The sequence below is a fragment of the Paraburkholderia caballeronis genome (genome assembly GCF_900104845.1).
GTDB lineage: Bacteria > Pseudomonadota > Gammaproteobacteria > Burkholderiales > Burkholderiaceae > Paraburkholderia > Paraburkholderia caballeronis.
In genome coordinates, this window is record NZ_FNSR01000002.1 from 1,413,114 (window position 1) to 1,428,352 (window position 15,239).

Sequence of the window (15,239 nt, forward strand, 5' to 3'; positions counted from 1 at the left end):
TCGCTTCGATCGGGCAACGGGCCTTTCGGCCGGAACGGCGGTTTCGCGCGGCGGCTGCTTCTCTCCGAAGCGCGCCGCGCGACGAGGTCCGCGCTTCGGCGCATTGTAGCCAGCCGAAAGGGGCGCTGTCGTGTCGGGCGGCAGGTGCCGCGCGCTCGCAGGCTGGAAACGAAAACGCCGCGCAAAGCGCGGCGTGGTTCTCTCTGTCGGGTCACGGCGCGAGCCGCGACCGTCCCGCTTCAGGCGACGCGATGCGGGTTCACAGATAGCTGCACACGTAATCGAGCGTCTCGATCACGTCGATGTCGAAGCGGCTCTTGCCTGGCACCGAGAACGTGTCTCCCGCGCCGTAGGTCTGCCATTCGCTGCTGCCGTCGAGCCGGATGCGGCACTGGCCGGCCTGCACTTCCATCAGTTCCGGCGCATCGGTGCCGAAGTTCAGCGTGCCCGGCAGGATCACGCCGAGCGTCTTGCGGCTGCCGTCCGCGAACAGCACGGTATGCGACACGCACTTGCCGTCGAAATAGACGTTGGCGCGCTTGACGACGGAGACCTGGTCGAACTGCGTTGCGGCCGTCATGGAAATTCCCCCTGGGTGTTGGTTAGCCGTGTGAGTGAAAGCGTGGCGCGCGGCGCGCGCGGCAAGGCCGTCATCATACCGGCCCGCGCGCGGCGCGCGACGGAAAACCGCGCGGCGGGGAAGGTCGCGGACGGATGGGGAGCCGTCCGCGCATCGGTCATTCCGGCTTCACGGCCACCGACGCTTCGGTGGTCAGCAGCAGGAACGTGAAGCTCTCTTGCAGATACAGGCGCACCGTCGTGTCGGTGTGGCTCAGATAACCGATCGACACGTCCTGGCCGAGATGCAGCGCGAAGTCGCCGCCGCGCGTCGTCAGGATGCTGCCGCCGACGATCGCGGGCGCCCAGATGATCTCGCCGTTCACGAGCCGGCGGATGTGTTCGAGGATCGGGTAACCCTGGTCGCTCGCCTCGCTGACCGCCGTGTACGCGTCCGAGCCGAGCAGCACCGTGTACGGGCCGTCCACGCCTTGCAGCCGAAGCTGTTCGAGCGCCTTCGCGATCACGTTCGGATAGTCGGCGATGTCGGCCGGCAGCGGCAGCACCGGGTTCGACGTGCCTTCGCGGATGCCGGTGATCTGCGCGGCCTTGTAGCCGTCGAAGATCGCGCGGTCTTCCGCATACGCGAGGCGCGTCGCCGCGTCCTTCGCCGGCTGCCAGTCCGAGTCCTCCGCGCCGCGCTCGACGTCGTCGATCGCATCGCGCGACAGTTCGAACGGCACGCGCAGTTCGACCACCGACTTCACCTCGCGCTGGCGCGCGCGAATGCCGTCGAGCGGCGCCTCGATGCCGTTCTGATGGCCGGTGCCGACCGCCGCGAGCGCGGCGCCGCACGGCCCGTTCACGTCCACGACGCGCCGGCCCGCGAGCGAGCGCTTGAACGTGCGGGACACTTCTTCTTCGATCTGCGACCAGGCGGCCGACGAGATCGGCGCCAGTTCGCGATGCAGGTTATTCATACCGGGGTGCTCCTTTGAGGGAACCGACATTCAGCGAGCCGTCGCCGGACGGCGCGGCGTTCGCGGTGGAGGGGGAGGCCGCCGAAGCGGACGCCGCCGATACGGCCGCGGCGGCTTCGGCCGCGGCGGCGGACGGGTCGCGGTCGGCGAGCGCCTCGAACAGCGGCTGCGACGGCACGAAAAACAGCCCGCCCGTCACCGCGCGGCTGAAATCGAGCAGGCGGTCGTAGTTGCCGGGCGGCTGGCCGACGAACATGTTTTCCAGCATCTGCTCGATCGGCTGCGGCGAGCGCGCATAGCCGATGAAGTACGTGCCGAACTCGCCGGAGCCGGGCCGGCCGAACGGCATGTTGTCGCGCACGATCTTGATCTCGTCGCCGTCCGGCGTTTCGAGCGTCGTCAGCGAGCTATGCGACCAGGTGGGCTTCACCGTTTCGTCGAGTTCGATGTCCGACAGCTTCGTGCGGCCGATGATGCGCTCCTGCATCTCGACCGGCAGCGCGTTCCAGCCTTTCATGTCGTGCAGGTACTTCTGCACGAGCACGTAGCTGCCGCCCGCGAACGCCGGGTCGTCGTCGCCGATCACCGTGAAGTGCGCGGCCTCGCTGCCGCTCGGGTTCTCGGTGCCGTCGACGAAACCGATCATCGCGCGCATGTCGAAGTTGCGGAATCCGTGCACCTCGTCGACGGTCGTCACCGCGCCTTCGAGACGGTTCATCAACTGCGTCGCGAGTTCGAAGCACAGGTCCATCTGGTCCGCGCGGATGTGCAGCAGCAGGTCGCCGGGCGTCGCGACCGCGACGCGCTCGCCGGAGCCGAACTCGCGGAACGGATGCAGTCCGGCCGGGCGCGGCTCGCCGAACAGCAGGTCCCACGCCTTCGAGCCGAAGCCGCACACGCAGCTGAGGTTGCCGGCCGGCACGCGCTTGCCGACCGAGCGCACGAGCGCGGCGACGTCCGCGCACCAGGCGCGCACCGTCGCACGGCTTTGCGGGTCGTCGTTGATCGTCGCGACGAGGAAGATCGCGCTGCGCGTGACGGAACTGGAAACGGACTGCGGCTCGGGGGCGGCTGGCTGGGGCGTCATGGGGTCGGGCATGGCTCAGGCGTGATCGGGCGTGACCGGGACCGGCCGCCGGAGGTCTCCGGCGGCTCGGCGTGATTCGCATGATTCTTGTGGCCCCATAGTTTAACCAAACTGACGGGTGCGACGCTTGCACGGCATGCGCGCGTTCGCGCGGACCGCTGAGGAGCGTCATGCGGCGGGGTTTTGCGCGCGGCCTTCGCGCCGCGTCCGCGCGGGGGCGCCATGCTACGATCGCCGTATCTTCAGCCATGGAGACGCACGATGTGGGACCACACCGAGCACGAAGGCTTCGAGATCTGGGTGCTGACGCTTCCCGCGTTCGGGCCGCGCTCGCCCGAGCCGCTGTTCCACTACAGCGCGTACCTGTGCCGGCACGGCGCGGATGCGCATCTCGACGGGCAGAGCGTGCGTTTTCACGACCTGATGCGCAACTACTCCGGCGAGGACGCGGCGCTCGACGCCGCGTATGCGGAAGGCCGCCGCCGCATCGATCACTATCGCGCGACCGGGCGCTGGTCGGCCGGCGTCAGCGGCGATCGTCCGGGACCAGCAGCGTGACCGGCCGCTCCTCGCAGCCCTCGCTCGCCGGCATCACGACCGCCTGCCAGCCCGGCGGGCCGTTTGGCCCGGCGATCGGCCGCTCCTGATCCCCCGCATACTGCACCAGCACGTTGAACGGCCACGACGGCCGGCGCAGCCGCTCGTAGACGAGCGTGCCGACCCAGATCGTCGCCGGCGGGCGGCCGTCGTCGCGCAGCAGCGCATAACCGCTCGGCCAGAAGCGCAGCACGTCGCGGCGCGCGCCCGGATGCGCCGGGTCGTCCGGCAGATGCGCACGCGCGAACACGAGCGGCGACGGCACGCCGTTGTTCAGCTTCGGCAGGATCGGCAGCGCGGTCGCGTTCACCTGCGGCGACACCAGCGACAGCAGGCCATGCGCGGTGAACTGCGGGCCTTTGGTCCAGCCGGCGTCGCGCAGCGCGGCGGACAGGTCGGCCGCGCTCGCGGCCCACTGGATCGTCATCGGCTCGCGGCGGCCGCCCTTCATGTCGACGCGGTAGCACGCGAAGGTCTTCCACGACGTGTCGGTCCATTGCAGGCGCGTGAGCACCAGCGGCTCGTCCGCGCCGCGCGCCGCCATGCCGCCCGCGCGCGGCTCCTCGACCGGCTGCAGCACGAGCGCCGCCGCCAGCACGCCGGCGAATGCGAGCGGCATGAAGTTGCGCGACGGCGGATGGTCCGGGTAGCGCCACAGCGACGTCAGCACGACGACCGCCACCCAGATCGACGCGAACGCCGCGCCGCCGACCGCGTCGGAAAACAGGAAGCGGTCGAAGTACAGCCCCGCGAAGCCGAATGCGACGATGATCGCGTTGCCGGCCGTCGCCACCGCGACCGCGACCTGCCAGCGCGACACGCGCCGCACCAGCAGGAACATCACGAAGCCGTACACGATCACCATCGACGCGACGCGGTCGCTCGGGAACACGAACGCGTCGAGGTTGCCGTCGTCGGCCGGCGTGTGGTGGATCACGACGCGGATCGCGAGGATCAGCAACTGCGAGAACGCCGCCGCGATCAGCCAGTAGGCGATCGTGCGCCAGCGCCGCTCGACCGCCATCCAGACCGTGACGGCCGCCATCAGCGCGATCAGCGCGGGCGCGCTGCCGAGCGTCTCGATCCGCGCGAGCAGCGTGTCGGCCCACGTCGTGCGGATCGAATACAGGAACTGGCGCACCGACTGGTCGACCTGCACGAGCGGATCGCCGCGCAGCACGTTGCCGAGCACGTACGAGAAGATCGCCGCGCATACCGGCACGAGGCCGGTCAGCACGACGACCGCGCCGAGCGCGGGCTGCGCGGGGTCGAGCAGCCGCGCGAGCCGGCGCGCGGTCGCGCCGTGGTGCTGCGCGGCCCAGCGCGCCGCCCGTTGCCGCGACGCGCTCGCCCACGCGTCCGCGTGCGACAGCACGATCCGCGACACGCGGAAGATCAGCCAGCCGGCCGCCGCGAAGATCGCGAGCACCGCGACGAGCCGGAACGACACCGCGCCCGCGAGTTGCAGCGACGCGCCGAACACGACGCCGGGCAGGATGTGCGCGGGCGCCCAGATCAGCGCGGACACGACGTTCATCACGAAGAACCGCATCGGCGACATGCCGACCATGCCGGCGACGACCGGCACGACCGCGCGCAGCGGCGCGATGAAGCGCGCGAAGATCACGCTGCGCGCGCCGTGCCGGGCGAAATACTGCTTCGCGGCGGTCAGCAGGCCCGGATGGCGGCAGAACGGCCACAACTGATGCAGCGCGTCGCGATAACGGCGGCCGACCCAGTAGCTGAGGCCGTCGCCGGCGACCGCGCCGGAGATCGCGAACGCGAACAGCCAGCCGAGGTTCAGCGTGCCGGTGCCGACGAACGCGCCGGCGACGAACATCGCGGAACTGCCGGGGATGAACGTGCCGATCAGCGCGAGCGATTCGAGGAACGCGGCGGCGAATACGAAGGCGAGCGTCCACCCGGGGTGCGCGGCGAGCAGGTGCAGCAACTGGGCGTAGGCATGTTCCATCGACGACGGGTTGGGGCGCTGGGTCGGGTCGCGCCGGCGGCGGACGGCCGGCGGCGGAGCGGCGCTGGGCCGGCTCCATCCGCAATATAGCCGGGCGCGCGCGGTTGCGTGTGGCGGCTGGCCGGGGGCCTGGCGCGGGGTTCTTTCTGTTCGGTCAGGGCGAGGGGCTTGTCGCGCGGCCGGGCGGATCGCGTCGGCTGGCGATCCTGCATCGACGGCGACCGGCAGACCGGCGAAGGCTTCGCAGCACGAAGCCTGCCTCGGCCATCAGATCACGCCGCTGTCCCGCAATGCCGCGAGCCGGTCGTCGGACAGCCCGAGCACCGACTTCAGCACGTCGTCGGTGCCTTCGCCGAGTTGCGGCGGCGCGCGGCGCACCGGCATCCGCTCGCCGTCGAAGCGCCACGGCGGCGCGAGCACCGGCGTCGTGCCCGCGTGCGGATGCGGCTGCGTCGTCACGAGGCCGCCGTCGACCGCGCGTTTCGACGTCAGCGCCTCGCGCAGCCCGGCCACCTCGCCGCACGGGATGCCGGCCAGCGCGAGCCGGTCGAGCAGCGCGCGGCGCGGCCGCGCCGCGAGTTCGCGGCGGATCTCCGGCAGCAGCGTCGCGCGGTTCTGCGAGCGCAGGATGTTGGTCGCGAAGCGCGGGTCGTCCGCGAGGTCCGGACGGCCGATCACGTCGCGGCAGAAACGCTCGTACTGGCTGTTGTTGCCGACCGTAATGACGAGCGGGCCGTCCTGGGCGTCGAACACGCCATACGGCACGATCGACGGATGCGCGTTGCCGTAGCGCGGCGGGTCTTCGCCGGCGATCAGCGCTTCGAGCCCGTAGTACGACGTGATCATCAGCCCGCAGTCGAACAGCGCCATCTCGACGTGGCGGCCGCGCCCGGTGCGCTCGCGTTCGTACAGCGCGGCCAGCACCGCCTGCGCCGCATACATGCCGGTGAACAGGTCGACCGCCGCGACGCCGAATTTCAGCGGCGGCTGGTCCGCTTCGCCGTTCAGCGCCATCAGCCCGGCCTCGCCCTGCACGACGAGGTCGTAACCGGGCCGCGCCGCTTCCGGCCCGGTGCGGTCGTAGCCGGAGATCGAGCAGTAGACGAGCCGGGGATTGTCGCTCGACAGCGCGTCGTAGCCGAGGCCGAGCTTCTCCGCGCCGCCGGCCTTGAAGTTCTGGATCACGACGTCGCTCGTTTTCGCGAGGTCGCGCGCGATCGCGCAGCCCGCGTCGGTCTGCAGATCGAGCGTCACCGAGCGTTTGTTGCGGTTCACGCTGTTGAAATACGCGGTCTCCGTCTGGCCGACGCGCAGGCCCCAGTCGCGCGTGTCGTCGCCGCGGCGCGGATGCTCGACCTTGATGACTTCGGCGCCCAGGTCGCCGAGCACCATCGCGCTCCACGGTCCGGCAAGGATGCGCGACAGGTCGAGCACGCGCACGCCGGCGAGCGGCAGTGCGGGTTTATCGGTGGACTGCATCGGGGAATGTCTCCATCGGGTTGGGGCGAACGGCGCGAGCGCGGCGCACGGTCGGGTGCGCGTTGCTCGCGGCCGATAGCTTACGCTGCGCGGCCGAACGCGACGTAGCGTTCGAGGTGATGATCCTCGTCGCCGAGCTGATGGTCGATCATCACGAGCCGCTTTGCGTAGTGCGCGAGCGGCAGTTCCCACGTCATGCCGATGCCGCCGTGCAGTTGAATGCACTCTTCGGCGACGCGCGCGCCGATGCGCCCGACCGTGTATTTCGCCGCCGACAGCGCGCGTTCGCGGGCGGCGCGCGGCGCACCGAGCCCGGCCGCCGCGTTGATGACCGCCGAGCGCGCCTGCTCGATTTCGAGCAGCAGGTCGGCCATCCGGTGCTGCAACGCCTGGAAGCTGCCGATCGGCACGCCGAACTGCTTGCGCGTGCGCAGGTAGTCGAGCGTGAAGTCGCGCGCGACGTCCATCGCGCCGAGCGCCTCCGCCGCGAGCGCGACAAGGCCGAAACCGGTCGCGTGTTCGAGCGTCGCGAAGCCGCTGCCTTCCGGACCGACGAGCGCGTCGGCGCCGAGTTCGACATGATCGAACGTGACCTCCGCCGCGCGGCCGCCGTCGATCTTCCGGTAGCCGCGCACGCCGACGCCGCTCGAAGCGCGCGGGACCACGAACAGCGAAATGCCCGCTTCGTCGTAGTCGCTGCCGGACGTGCGCGCGGACACGAGCAGCACGTCCGCGTGCTCGCCCTGCTGCACGACGCCCTTCGCGCCGGTCAGCACCCAGCCGTCGCCGCGCTTTTCCGCGCGCGCCGTCACGCGCGTCGCCTCGTAATGCGAGCCCGGTTCGTCGTGCGCGAACGCGGCGAGCCGCGAGCCGTCGATCAGTTGCGCGATCGATTCGCGCTGTGCGTCGCTGCCCGCCTGCGCGAGCGCGCGGCCGACGATCAGCGTGTCGAGGAACGGTTCGACCACGAGCCCGCGCCCGAGCGATTCGAACACGACCGCCACGTCGAAGCCGTCGCCGCCGAATCCGCCATCCGCTTCCGCGAACAGCGCGCCGATCACGCCCAGTTCCGCGAAGCGTTGCCACAGGTCGCGGCTGAAGCCTTCGCCGGAGCGCGCGATGCGGTCGCGCACGTCGAAGCCGTACTGTTCCGCGATGAAGCGGTTCAGCGTATCCGCCAGCATCCGGCGGTCTTCGGTAGGTTGAAAGTCCATCGCGCGACCCCTTACAGACCGAGAATCATCTTCGAGATGATGTTCTTCTGGATTTCGTTGGAGCCGCCGAAGATCGACAGCTTGCGGTTGTTGAAGTACTGCGCGGCGGCGCTCGCGGCGTCGTCGGGGCCGACCGGCTCGCCGTCGTCACCCTCGTTGAGCGCCTCCTCGACGAACGGCTGCGCGTACGGCCCCATCGCGCGGCGCAGCAGCGACGAGATCTCCTGGCGGATCTCGGTGCCGCGAATCTTCAGCATCGAGCTTTCCGCGCCCGGCACGCCGCCGCCGGCCACCGCCGCGATCACGCGCAGGTTCGTCGTTTTCATGTTTTCCAGATCGATCTCGACGCGCGCGATCCGCGCGGCGAACTGCGGGTCGTCGATCAGCGGACGGCCGTTGCGCTGCACCGTCTGCGCGGCGCGCTTCAGCCGCGCGAGCGCCGCGACCGAGAAGCCGACGCCCGCGATGTTCGTGCGCTCGTACGTGAGCAGGTATTTCGCGTAGGTCCAGCCCTTGTTTTCCTCGCCGACGAGGTTGTCCGCCGGCACGCGCACGTCGGTGAAGAACACCTCGTTCACTTCATGCTCGCCGTCGAGCGTGATGATCGGCCGGACCTCGACGCCCGGCGTGTTCATGTCGATCAGCAGGAAGCTGATGCCCTCCTGCTTGCGCACGTCGGTCGCGGTGCGCACGAGGCAGAAGATCATGTTCGCGTAGTGGCCGAGCGTGGTCCACGTTTTCTGGCCGTTCACCACGTAGTGGTCGCCGTCGCTGTCCGTGCGTCGCACGGCGGTCGTGCGCACCGCCGCGAGGTCCGAGCCCGCGCCCGGCTCCGAATAACCCTGGCACCACCAGTCGTCGCCGTTCAGGATGCGCGGCAGCCAGTAGCGCTTCTGCGCTTCGCTGCCGTACTTGATGAGCACCGGCCCGAGCATGTTCACGCCGAACGGCACGATGCGCGGCGCGCCGGCGATCGCGCATTCGTTCTCGAAGATGAACTTCTGCACCGCGGTCCAGCCGGGGCCGCCGTACTCCTTCGGCCAGTGGTTCGCGAGCCAGCCCTGCCCGTTCAGGATGCGGTGCCATTCGGCCATGTCGTCGCGCGTGAGGCGCTTGCCGGTCTGCACCTTCGTTGCGAGCCGCTGCGGCAGGCGCTCGCGCAGAAAGCGCAGCACGTCCGCGCGGAACGCTTCTTCTTCGGCGGTGAAGTTCAGGTTCATCGAGTCGTTCTCTTGCAGGGATGCGCGGGCGCGACGCTCACGCGGATTGATTCAGGCTCGCGAACGTCGCGCCGCGTTCGGCCAGATCGACGAGCAGCGGCGACGGACGCCAGAACAACGGGTCTTCCTTCGCGAATTCGCGGATGTCCGCAAGCACGTTCGCGAGGCCGACGGTGTCCGCGTAGTGCATCGGGCCGCCGCGATGACGCGGGAAGCCGTAGCCGTAGATCAGCGTCACGTCCACGTCGAGCGGGCGCAGCGCGATGCCCTCGTGCACGACGTTCGCGCCTTCGTTGACCATCGCGGCGAGGTAGCGGCGGATGATCTCGTCGTCGCTGAACGCGCGCGGCGCGATGCCCGCGCGTTCGCGCTCGGCCGCGATGATCGCCTCGACCTCGGGGTCCGGCGAACCGGTGCGCGCGCCCTGCGGATACAGGTAGAAACCGCGCCCGGTCTTCTGGCCGAACCAGCCGCGCTCGCACAGGCGGTCGGCGATCTGTACGTAACGCGCGTTCGGGTCGCGCGTGGCCGCGCGGCGCTTGCGGGTCGCCCAGCCGATGTCGCCGCCCGCGAGGTCGATCACCTGGTACGGTCCCATCGGGAAGCCGAACTCGCGCACGGCCTTGTCGATCTGGTAGGGCGACGCGCCGTCCTCCATCAGATGATCGGCGGCCGTGCGATAGACGGCGAGCAGCCGGTTGCCGATGAAGCCGTCGCAGACGCCCGCGCGCACCGGCACCTTGCGCAGCTTCTTCGCGAGGTCGAACGCGGTCGCGACCACGTCCGCCGATACGCGCGCCGGCACCACGACTTCGAGCAGCTTCATGATGTTCGCGGGCGAGAAGAAGTGCAGGCCCACGACGTCCTGCGGGCGCGAGGTGGTGGCCGCGATCGCGTCGATGTCGAGATACGACGTGTTGGTCGCGAGCACCGCGCCCGGCTTGCACACGCGGTCGAGTTCCGCGAACACCGCCTGCTTGACCGGAAGGTCTTCGAACACCGCTTCGATCACGAGATCGACGTTGGCGAGCGCGTCGTACGACGTGCTGCCGTCGAGGCGCGCGAGCGTCTGCGCTTTCGCGTCGGCGCTCAGGCGGCCCTTCGCGATCAGCCCGTCGTAGACCTTCTCGACGTTCGCGCGGCCGCGCGCGAGCGCGTCGTCGTCGCGTTCGATCATCGTGACCGGCAGGCCTGCGTCGAGCACCGCGACCGCGATGCCCGCGCCCATCGTGCCGCCGCCGACCACGCCGACGGTGCGCAGCGGACGCGGTTCCGCGTTTCTGGTCTCCGGCGCTTTCTGCACTTCGCGCTCCGCGAAAAACGCATGCACGAGGCCCGCGCGCTGCGGGCTGTCGAGGCATGCGACGAACTGTTTGCGCTCGAAGCGCAAACCTTCGTCGAACGGCTGGTTCAGCGCGGCCTCGACGCAATCGACGATCTTCTGCGGCGAAAACAGGCCGTGCGATTTCTTCGCGGCGCGCGCGGCCGCGATCGCGGCTTCGCTGGCCGCGCGATCCGCGAGGCCGTGCGCGTCGCGGGTGCGGCGCACCGGCGCGCGCGCCGCGAGCAGTTCCTGCGCATACGCGATGCCTTCCGCGAGTACGTCGTCGCTGTGGCCGACGCGATCGACGAGACCGAGCTTCAGCGCCTCCTGCGCGCCCACGTGGCGGCCGCTCAGCATCAGCGACAGCGCCGCCTCCGCACCGATCAGGCGCGGCGCGCGCTGGGTGCCGCCCGCGCCGGGCAGCAGGCCGAGCGTGACTTCCGGCAGGCCGAGCTTCGCGCCCGCGACCGCGATCCGGTAATGCGCGGCCAGCGCGACTTCGAGCCCGCCGCCGAGCGCCGCGCCGTGGATCGCGGCGATCACCGGTTTGGCCGACGCCTCGATGCGGTTGCACACGTCGGGCAGCGCGGGCGGCTGCGGCGGTTTGCCGAACTCGCGGATGTCCGCGCCCGCGATGAAGTTGCGGCCCGCGCCGACGATCAGCACGGCTTCGACCGCGTCGTTCGAATCGGCCGCGTCGATCGCGGCGGCGAGGCCGCGCCGCACGTCCACGCCGAGCGCATTGACCGGCGGGTTGTCGATCGTGACCAGCAGGACCTTGCCGCGCAGCGCGTGCGTAACCGGCGATGAGGGGGGGGAGGCGGTGTCGAATTCCATCGTGGCGTGTCTCCAGGGATCGGGGCGGCCCGCGCGGGCGCAGTTTTCGGATGTTCCTGCGATTGTCGGCGCAGTCAGGGTTCATTGACAATTGCATTGCCGGTTGACAGACTGTCAAGCCATCCTTGACAGTGACCCGATTGATGGACGTCAACGCATTGACCCTGCTGGTCGAGATCCTCGACGCGGGCAATCTCAGCGAGGCGGCGCGCCGGCTGAAGATGAGCCGCGCGAACGTCAGCTACCACCTGAACCAGCTCGAAAAGTCGATCGGGCTGCAACTCGTGCGGCGCACGACGCGCCGCGTCGAGCCGACCGAGATCGGGCTGAAGCTGTACGAGCACGGCCGCGCGATCCAGAGCGCGCTGCTGGCCGCGCGCGAATCGGTGTCCACGCTCGGGCAGAGCCTGCAGGGGCGCGTGCGCCTCAGCGTGCCGAGCGGTTATGGGCAACTGGTGATGTCGGACTGGCTGATCGCGTTCAAGCGGCAGTATCCGGGCATCGTGCTCGACGTGATGTTCGAGAATCGCGTCGAGGACCTGATGCGCGACGAAGTGGACATCGCGGTGCGCGTGATGTCGGAGCCGCCGCAGAACCTCGTCGCGCGCGACATGGGGCCGGTGAGCTATGTCGCGTGCGCGTCGGCGGCGTATGCGGCGGAGCATGGGATGCCGTCCCGGCTCGACGACCTGCGCACCGCGCCGCTGATTACCGCCGCGGTGGTCGGGCGGCAGTTGCGGATCGCCGCGTATCTGCGCGACGAGCGGCACGAGGTGCTGCTGGAGCCGACGATCATTTCGGAAAACTTCCTGTTCCTGCGCCAGGCGATTCTCGCGGGCCTCGGCGTCGGCGTGGTGCCCGACTACGTGGTGCACGACGACATGCGCCGCGGCGACGTGGTGACCGCGCTCGACGCATGGCGGCTCAGCATCTTCGGCACGCACATGTACATGCTGTACATGCCGAACCGCCACCATACGCGCGCGGCCTCCACCTTCATCGACTTCATGCTGGCCGAGGCGCGCAAGACCGGCCGCGGCGCGGACCTGTCCGCGCGCGGCGGCCACGCGGATGCGCCTACTGGTTCGTGAGCGCGTTCGTCAGTTCGAGGGCCGGCTGCTGCGTGTTGCCGCCCTGCGCGACGAGCAGATGGATCTGGTTCGGCTGCAACTGGCTCAGCGCGCCGGCGACCGGCACCGTCGTGATCAGCCAGTCGGCGTTGTTCGCGAGGTCGAACGACGCGGACTGGAAGATCGGCGTCTTGCTGCCGGCCGTCGTGACGATCGCGACATAGGTGCCGCCGTTCATGTAGTTCGAGTCCTGGCCGCTGGCGGGCACCGCGTTCTTGAACGACACGCCCGCGAGCGTCGGCGACGTGGTCGAGATGTCGGTGTTCGGCGGCACGAGATAGATGTCGACGTTCTGCGCGTTGACCGTCGCGTTGAATGCGCGCACCCGCGCGCTGTTCGACAGCAGGCCCTTGTCGAACGGATCGTCGATCAGCCCGATGTCCGCGCCGGTCAGCGCGGGCAGCGCGAGCACCGTGTATTCGTGGCCCTTCGCGACGTCCGGGAAGTTGCCGCTCGCGAGCGGCGTCGTGCTGCCGGCGTTGGCGAACGCGACCGTGGTTGCGCCGGTGTTGATGTTCGCGAAGTGGGTGACGGTCTTGTACGTGATGCCGGTCTGCAATGCCGAGCCGTTGACGAGGAAGTCGACGGTCGGGCCGCCGGCTATCGCGTGAACGAAATGGATCTCGGGGTTTTGCAGGCCGAGTTCCTTGCCGACATCGTCGCTGCCTCCGCCGCATGCGGCGAGCAGCGCGGCCGCGCCTGCGAGCGCGGCGATCGTGCGAATCATCTTCATCTCTTCCACCTCATCGAAAGTCGGGCAAGGCGCCCGTGCCATCGCGGCGGCTGCGCGTCTTTGACGCACGGTCGACGACGTCTGTCGGGTCCGCCGCGGCTCCTGTTGTCCGGCCCGGCGCGGGCGTTCGACGCGCGGTGGGGACGCCTGCAGTCAGCAATCGCTGTGCCGCGCTGGATGACGAGCCGGAGAAAAAGGACATGGCGGCCTGGATCGCACAGGCTCTGTGCGGGTCTTCGGGCGAATGCGGAGGATGCGGCATCGCGTGCGCTACGCGCGGCGGCTGCGTATCACGTGGTCGGGGTGTGGTCGGGGTTGGGTCGCGTTTTACAACGTAAGTGGAGCGGTTTTTACGCGGAGTGGAAACCTGTTCATGACGTGTTCGGGTCGCGGTTCCCGCGCGGCTTGCCGCGGTGCATCGATCGCTGCGATCGCTACGATCGCTCGTCGGGACGTAGCCGCGTCAAGTATCGCGAGCCGCCGATGATGCCCGCGCATGAATCATCCGCATGCCGCGGAACGGATCGTATTCGTCATGCGCTGCGTCGCCTTCGTCGCGCACATCGCGACCGCCGCAGGCAGCATCGAGCCGCCGCCCCATTCCGTTTCTGCGGATCGCCTGCATCCGGCGTCGCGCTTGTGCTTCCACACGTCGATCCTTTTCGCGAGCGCGGACCGGCACGACGTCGAAACGCCGGCCTTCGCATCGACGGCCGACTGCAACGCGTGTTCTGCGACCAGCTGGTCGCGCCACGCGCAGAAGTTCATGTTGGCCTGCGCGGCGTCGCAGTTCGACAGCATCGCGCGGACTTCGCTCGCGGGCAATCCGCTGCGCTGCGCGAGTTCGTCGGCGGGATCGAATGGCGACGCGAGCGCGGTTGTGGAAGCGAGTGCAAGCAGCAGCAACGAACGTTTCATCGGCCGCCTCTGCATCCGCGCGCGGCTACACGCGAAGTCATGAACGCGCGTCGCCAGCGTCGCGCGGCGCCTCGTCGCCGTCATCCAGCGCCGGCCGCCCGCGCGTCGCGCGCCACAGCGACACGCGTTGCTGGATGCCCGCCTTCGCGAGCATGTGCGCGCTGATCGGCGCGGTCAGGAACAGGAATGCCGGAATCAGCACTTCGTGCAGGCTCGTCAGTTCGCGCAGCGACGAGAAGTGCACGACCGACGCGAGCACGACGCCGCCGACGCCGAGCGTCGTCGATTTCGTCGGCCCGTGCAGCCGCATGAAAAAGTCCGGCAGGCGCGCGAGGCCGATCGCGCCGATCAGCGTGAACAGGCTGCCGGTCAACAGCAGCACGCAGACGATCGCTTCGATCACGGTGTCCATAGGCGAGCCCCGTTCAGTTCAGTTCGATGATGTCGCCGCGCTGCAGATACTTCGTCAGCGCGACGGTGCCGACGAAGCCCGTCACCGCGATCAGCAGTGCGATCTCGAAGAACAGCGTCGAGCGCAACTGGATGCCGTACACGACGATCAGCGCGATCGCGTTCACGTTCAGCGTGTCCAGCGCGAGGATGCGGTCCGGCAGCGACGGGCCGCGCACGAGCCGCACGACGGTCAGCAGGAAGGCTGCGCCGAGCAGCGCGTACGAAACCGGAATCACGGCGGCTAACATGTGAAGATCTCCATCAGCGGGGCTTCATAGCGGGTCTTGATCAGCGCGACGAGTTCCGCTTCGTCGTCGAGGTCGAGCACGTGGACCATCAGCTGCGTGCGGTCGTCGCTCAGTTCCGCGCACAGCGTGCCGGGGCTCAGCGACACGATGCCGATCAGCGCGGTCAGCGCGATCTCATGGGTGCTGTCGAGCGGCACGTGGATGAACGCGGGGCGCAGCCGCCGCGTCGGGCCGAGCACGAGCAGCGCGACCTGCACGTTCGCGACGACGATGTCGATCAGCACGTGCGCGGCGAGCCGCAGCAGCAGCCACGGATGGCCGAAGCGCACCGGCGCGAGCCACAGCCCCTCGCCGACGAAGAACGAGATCGCGCAGCCGAGCACCGCGCCGAGCAGCACGTTGCCGGGCGACACGTCGTTCGCGAGCAGCAGCCAGCCGATCAGCAGCACGACGGTGAGCCACGGGTGCGGGAAAAGCCGTTTCAGCATC

Annotated in this window: 15 protein-coding genes; 2 read left to right on the top strand and 13 right to left on the bottom strand. The window is 69.5% G+C overall.

Going from position 1 to position 15,239, the window contains the following annotated elements:
• Nucleotides 1–259: 259 nt before the first annotated feature.
• From ppnP to BLV92_RS22865, 3 genes are all read right to left on the bottom strand, one after another.
• Nucleotides 260–580 (bottom strand): pyrimidine/purine nucleoside phosphorylase, encoded by a 321-nt coding sequence (gene ppnP / locus BLV92_RS22855; protein WP_090549263.1) that lies wholly within the window; start codon nucleotides 578–580, stop codon nucleotides 260–262.
• A gap of 157 nt (nucleotides 581–737) precedes the next feature.
• Nucleotides 738–1,538, bottom strand: a complete 801-nt coding sequence (locus BLV92_RS22860) for a family 1 encapsulin nanocompartment shell protein (protein WP_090549266.1) — start codon at nucleotides 1,536–1,538, stop codon at nucleotides 738–740.
• Nucleotides 1,531–2,637: a Dyp-type peroxidase gene (locus tag BLV92_RS22865; protein WP_244283893.1), complete on the bottom strand. Its 1,107-nt coding sequence runs from the start codon at nucleotides 2,635–2,637 to the stop codon at nucleotides 1,531–1,533. Before BLV92_RS22865 ends, BLV92_RS22860 begins: the two co-directional genes overlap by 8 nt.
• 249 nt (nucleotides 2,638–2,886) lie before the next feature.
• On the opposite strand from BLV92_RS22865, the gene BLV92_RS22870 reads away from it, so the two are divergent.
• Nucleotides 2,887–3,183: a hypothetical protein gene (locus tag BLV92_RS22870; protein ID WP_177197949.1), complete on the top strand. Its 297-nt coding sequence runs from the start codon at nucleotides 2,887–2,889 to the stop codon at nucleotides 3,181–3,183.
• Here BLV92_RS22870 and BLV92_RS22875 read toward each other — a convergent pair.
• The 5 genes from BLV92_RS22875 to BLV92_RS22895 form a co-directional block, all read right to left on the bottom strand.
• Nucleotides 3,152–5,194, bottom strand: coding sequence for a bifunctional DedA family/phosphatase PAP2 family protein (locus tag BLV92_RS22875; protein ID WP_090549272.1), 2,043 nt, complete (start codon nucleotides 5,192–5,194; stop codon nucleotides 3,152–3,154). The genes BLV92_RS22870 and BLV92_RS22875 overlap by 32 nt on opposite strands.
• A gap of 267 nt (nucleotides 5,195–5,461) precedes the next feature.
• The gene (locus tag BLV92_RS22880) at nucleotides 5,462–6,673 is read right to left on the bottom strand and encodes a CaiB/BaiF CoA transferase family protein (protein ID WP_090549274.1); all 1,212 of its coding nucleotides are present in this window, start codon (nucleotides 6,671–6,673) and stop codon (nucleotides 5,462–5,464) included.
• An 80-nt stretch (nucleotides 6,674–6,753) separates the two neighbouring features.
• Nucleotides 6,754–7,887 carry an acyl-CoA dehydrogenase family protein gene (locus tag BLV92_RS22885; RefSeq protein ID WP_090549277.1) on the bottom strand — a complete coding sequence of 378 codons (1,134 nt, stop codon included), beginning with the start codon at nucleotides 7,885–7,887 and terminating at the stop codon, nucleotides 6,754–6,756.
• Between the two features lie 11 nt (nucleotides 7,888–7,898).
• Nucleotides 7,899–9,107 carry an acyl-CoA dehydrogenase family protein gene (locus BLV92_RS22890; RefSeq protein WP_090549281.1) on the bottom strand — a complete coding sequence of 403 codons (1,209 nt, stop codon included), beginning with the start codon at nucleotides 9,105–9,107 and terminating at the stop codon, nucleotides 7,899–7,901.
• Between the two features lie 37 nt (nucleotides 9,108–9,144).
• On the bottom strand, nucleotides 9,145–11,268 hold the full coding sequence (locus BLV92_RS22895) for a 3-hydroxyacyl-CoA dehydrogenase NAD-binding domain-containing protein (protein WP_090549284.1): 2,124 nt from the start codon (nucleotides 11,266–11,268) through the stop codon (nucleotides 9,145–9,147).
• Between the two features lie 143 nt (nucleotides 11,269–11,411).
• On the opposite strand from BLV92_RS22895, the gene BLV92_RS22900 reads away from it, so the two are divergent.
• The gene (locus BLV92_RS22900) at nucleotides 11,412–12,359 is read left to right on the top strand and encodes a LysR family transcriptional regulator (RefSeq protein WP_090549287.1); all 948 of its coding nucleotides are present in this window, start codon (nucleotides 11,412–11,414) and stop codon (nucleotides 12,357–12,359) included.
• Here the strand turns inward: BLV92_RS22900 and BLV92_RS22905 are convergent.
• The 5 genes from BLV92_RS22905 to BLV92_RS22925 all read right to left on the bottom strand — a co-directional run bounded on the left by BLV92_RS22905 (nucleotide 12,346) and on the right by BLV92_RS22925 (nucleotide 15,238).
• A complete protein-coding gene (locus tag BLV92_RS22905; RefSeq protein ID WP_090549290.1) occupies nucleotides 12,346–13,131 on the bottom strand; it encodes a DUF4397 domain-containing protein in 786 nt (261 codons plus the stop codon). The two genes, BLV92_RS22900 and BLV92_RS22905, sit on opposite strands and share 14 nt — an antisense overlap.
• A gap of 501 nt (nucleotides 13,132–13,632) precedes the next feature.
• Nucleotides 13,633–14,049: a lysozyme inhibitor LprI family protein gene (locus tag BLV92_RS22910; protein ID WP_090551348.1), complete on the bottom strand. Its 417-nt coding sequence runs from the start codon at nucleotides 14,047–14,049 to the stop codon at nucleotides 13,633–13,635.
• Nucleotides 14,050–14,086: 37 nt separating this feature from the next.
• Nucleotides 14,087–14,461 carry a Na+/H+ antiporter subunit G gene (locus tag BLV92_RS22915; protein WP_090549293.1) on the bottom strand — a complete coding sequence of 125 codons (375 nt, stop codon included), beginning with the start codon at nucleotides 14,459–14,461 and terminating at the stop codon, nucleotides 14,087–14,089.
• Nucleotides 14,462–14,474: 13 nt separating this feature from the next.
• Nucleotides 14,475–14,750: a K+/H+ antiporter subunit F gene (locus tag BLV92_RS22920; protein WP_090549295.1), complete on the bottom strand. Its 276-nt coding sequence runs from the start codon at nucleotides 14,748–14,750 to the stop codon at nucleotides 14,475–14,477.
• Entirely contained in the window at nucleotides 14,744–15,238 is a 495-nt protein-coding gene (locus BLV92_RS22925; RefSeq protein WP_090549298.1) for a Na+/H+ antiporter subunit E, read from the bottom strand. Before BLV92_RS22925 ends, BLV92_RS22920 begins: the two co-directional genes overlap by 7 nt.
• Nucleotide 15,239: the final 1 nt, after the last annotated feature.

Bases quoted from the DNA above. Each gene is read 5' to 3' on its own strand.
- BLV92_RS22865 (WP_244283893.1), bottom strand. From the start codon at position 2,637: ATGCCCGACCCCATGACGCCCCAGCCAGCCGCCCCCGAGCCGCAGTCC.
- BLV92_RS22900 (WP_090549287.1), top strand. From the start codon at position 11,412: ATGGACGTCAACGCATTGACCCTGCTGGTCGAGATCCTCGACGCGGGC.
- BLV92_RS22910 (WP_090551348.1), bottom strand. From the start codon at position 14,049: ATGAAACGTTCGTTGCTGCTGCTTGCACTCGCTTCCACAACCGCGCTC.
- BLV92_RS22885 (WP_090549277.1), bottom strand. From the start codon at position 7,887: ATGGACTTTCAACCTACCGAAGACCGCCGGATGCTGGCGGATACGCTG.
- BLV92_RS22895 (WP_090549284.1), bottom strand. From the start codon at position 11,268: ATGGAATTCGACACCGCCTCCCCCCCCTCATCGCCGGTTACGCACGCG.
- ppnP (WP_090549263.1), bottom strand. From the start codon at position 580: ATGACGGCCGCAACGCAGTTCGACCAGGTCTCCGTCGTCAAGCGCGCC.
- BLV92_RS22905 (WP_090549290.1), bottom strand. From the start codon at position 13,131: ATGAAGATGATTCGCACGATCGCCGCGCTCGCAGGCGCGGCCGCGCTG.
- BLV92_RS22875 (WP_090549272.1), bottom strand. From the start codon at position 5,194: ATGGAACATGCCTACGCCCAGTTGCTGCACCTGCTCGCCGCGCACCCC.
- BLV92_RS22860 (WP_090549266.1), bottom strand. From the start codon at position 1,538: ATGAATAACCTGCATCGCGAACTGGCGCCGATCTCGTCGGCCGCCTGG.
- BLV92_RS22870 (WP_177197949.1), top strand. From the start codon at position 2,887: ATGTGGGACCACACCGAGCACGAAGGCTTCGAGATCTGGGTGCTGACG.
- BLV92_RS22925 (WP_090549298.1), bottom strand. From the start codon at position 15,238: ATGCTGAAACGGCTTTTCCCGCACCCGTGGCTCACCGTCGTGCTGCTG.
- BLV92_RS22880 (WP_090549274.1), bottom strand. From the start codon at position 6,673: ATGCAGTCCACCGATAAACCCGCACTGCCGCTCGCCGGCGTGCGCGTG.
- BLV92_RS22890 (WP_090549281.1), bottom strand. From the start codon at position 9,107: ATGAACCTGAACTTCACCGCCGAAGAAGAAGCGTTCCGCGCGGACGTG.
- BLV92_RS22920 (WP_090549295.1), bottom strand. From the start codon at position 14,750: ATGTTAGCCGCCGTGATTCCGGTTTCGTACGCGCTGCTCGGCGCAGCC.
- BLV92_RS22915 (WP_090549293.1), bottom strand. From the start codon at position 14,461: ATGGACACCGTGATCGAAGCGATCGTCTGCGTGCTGCTGTTGACCGGC.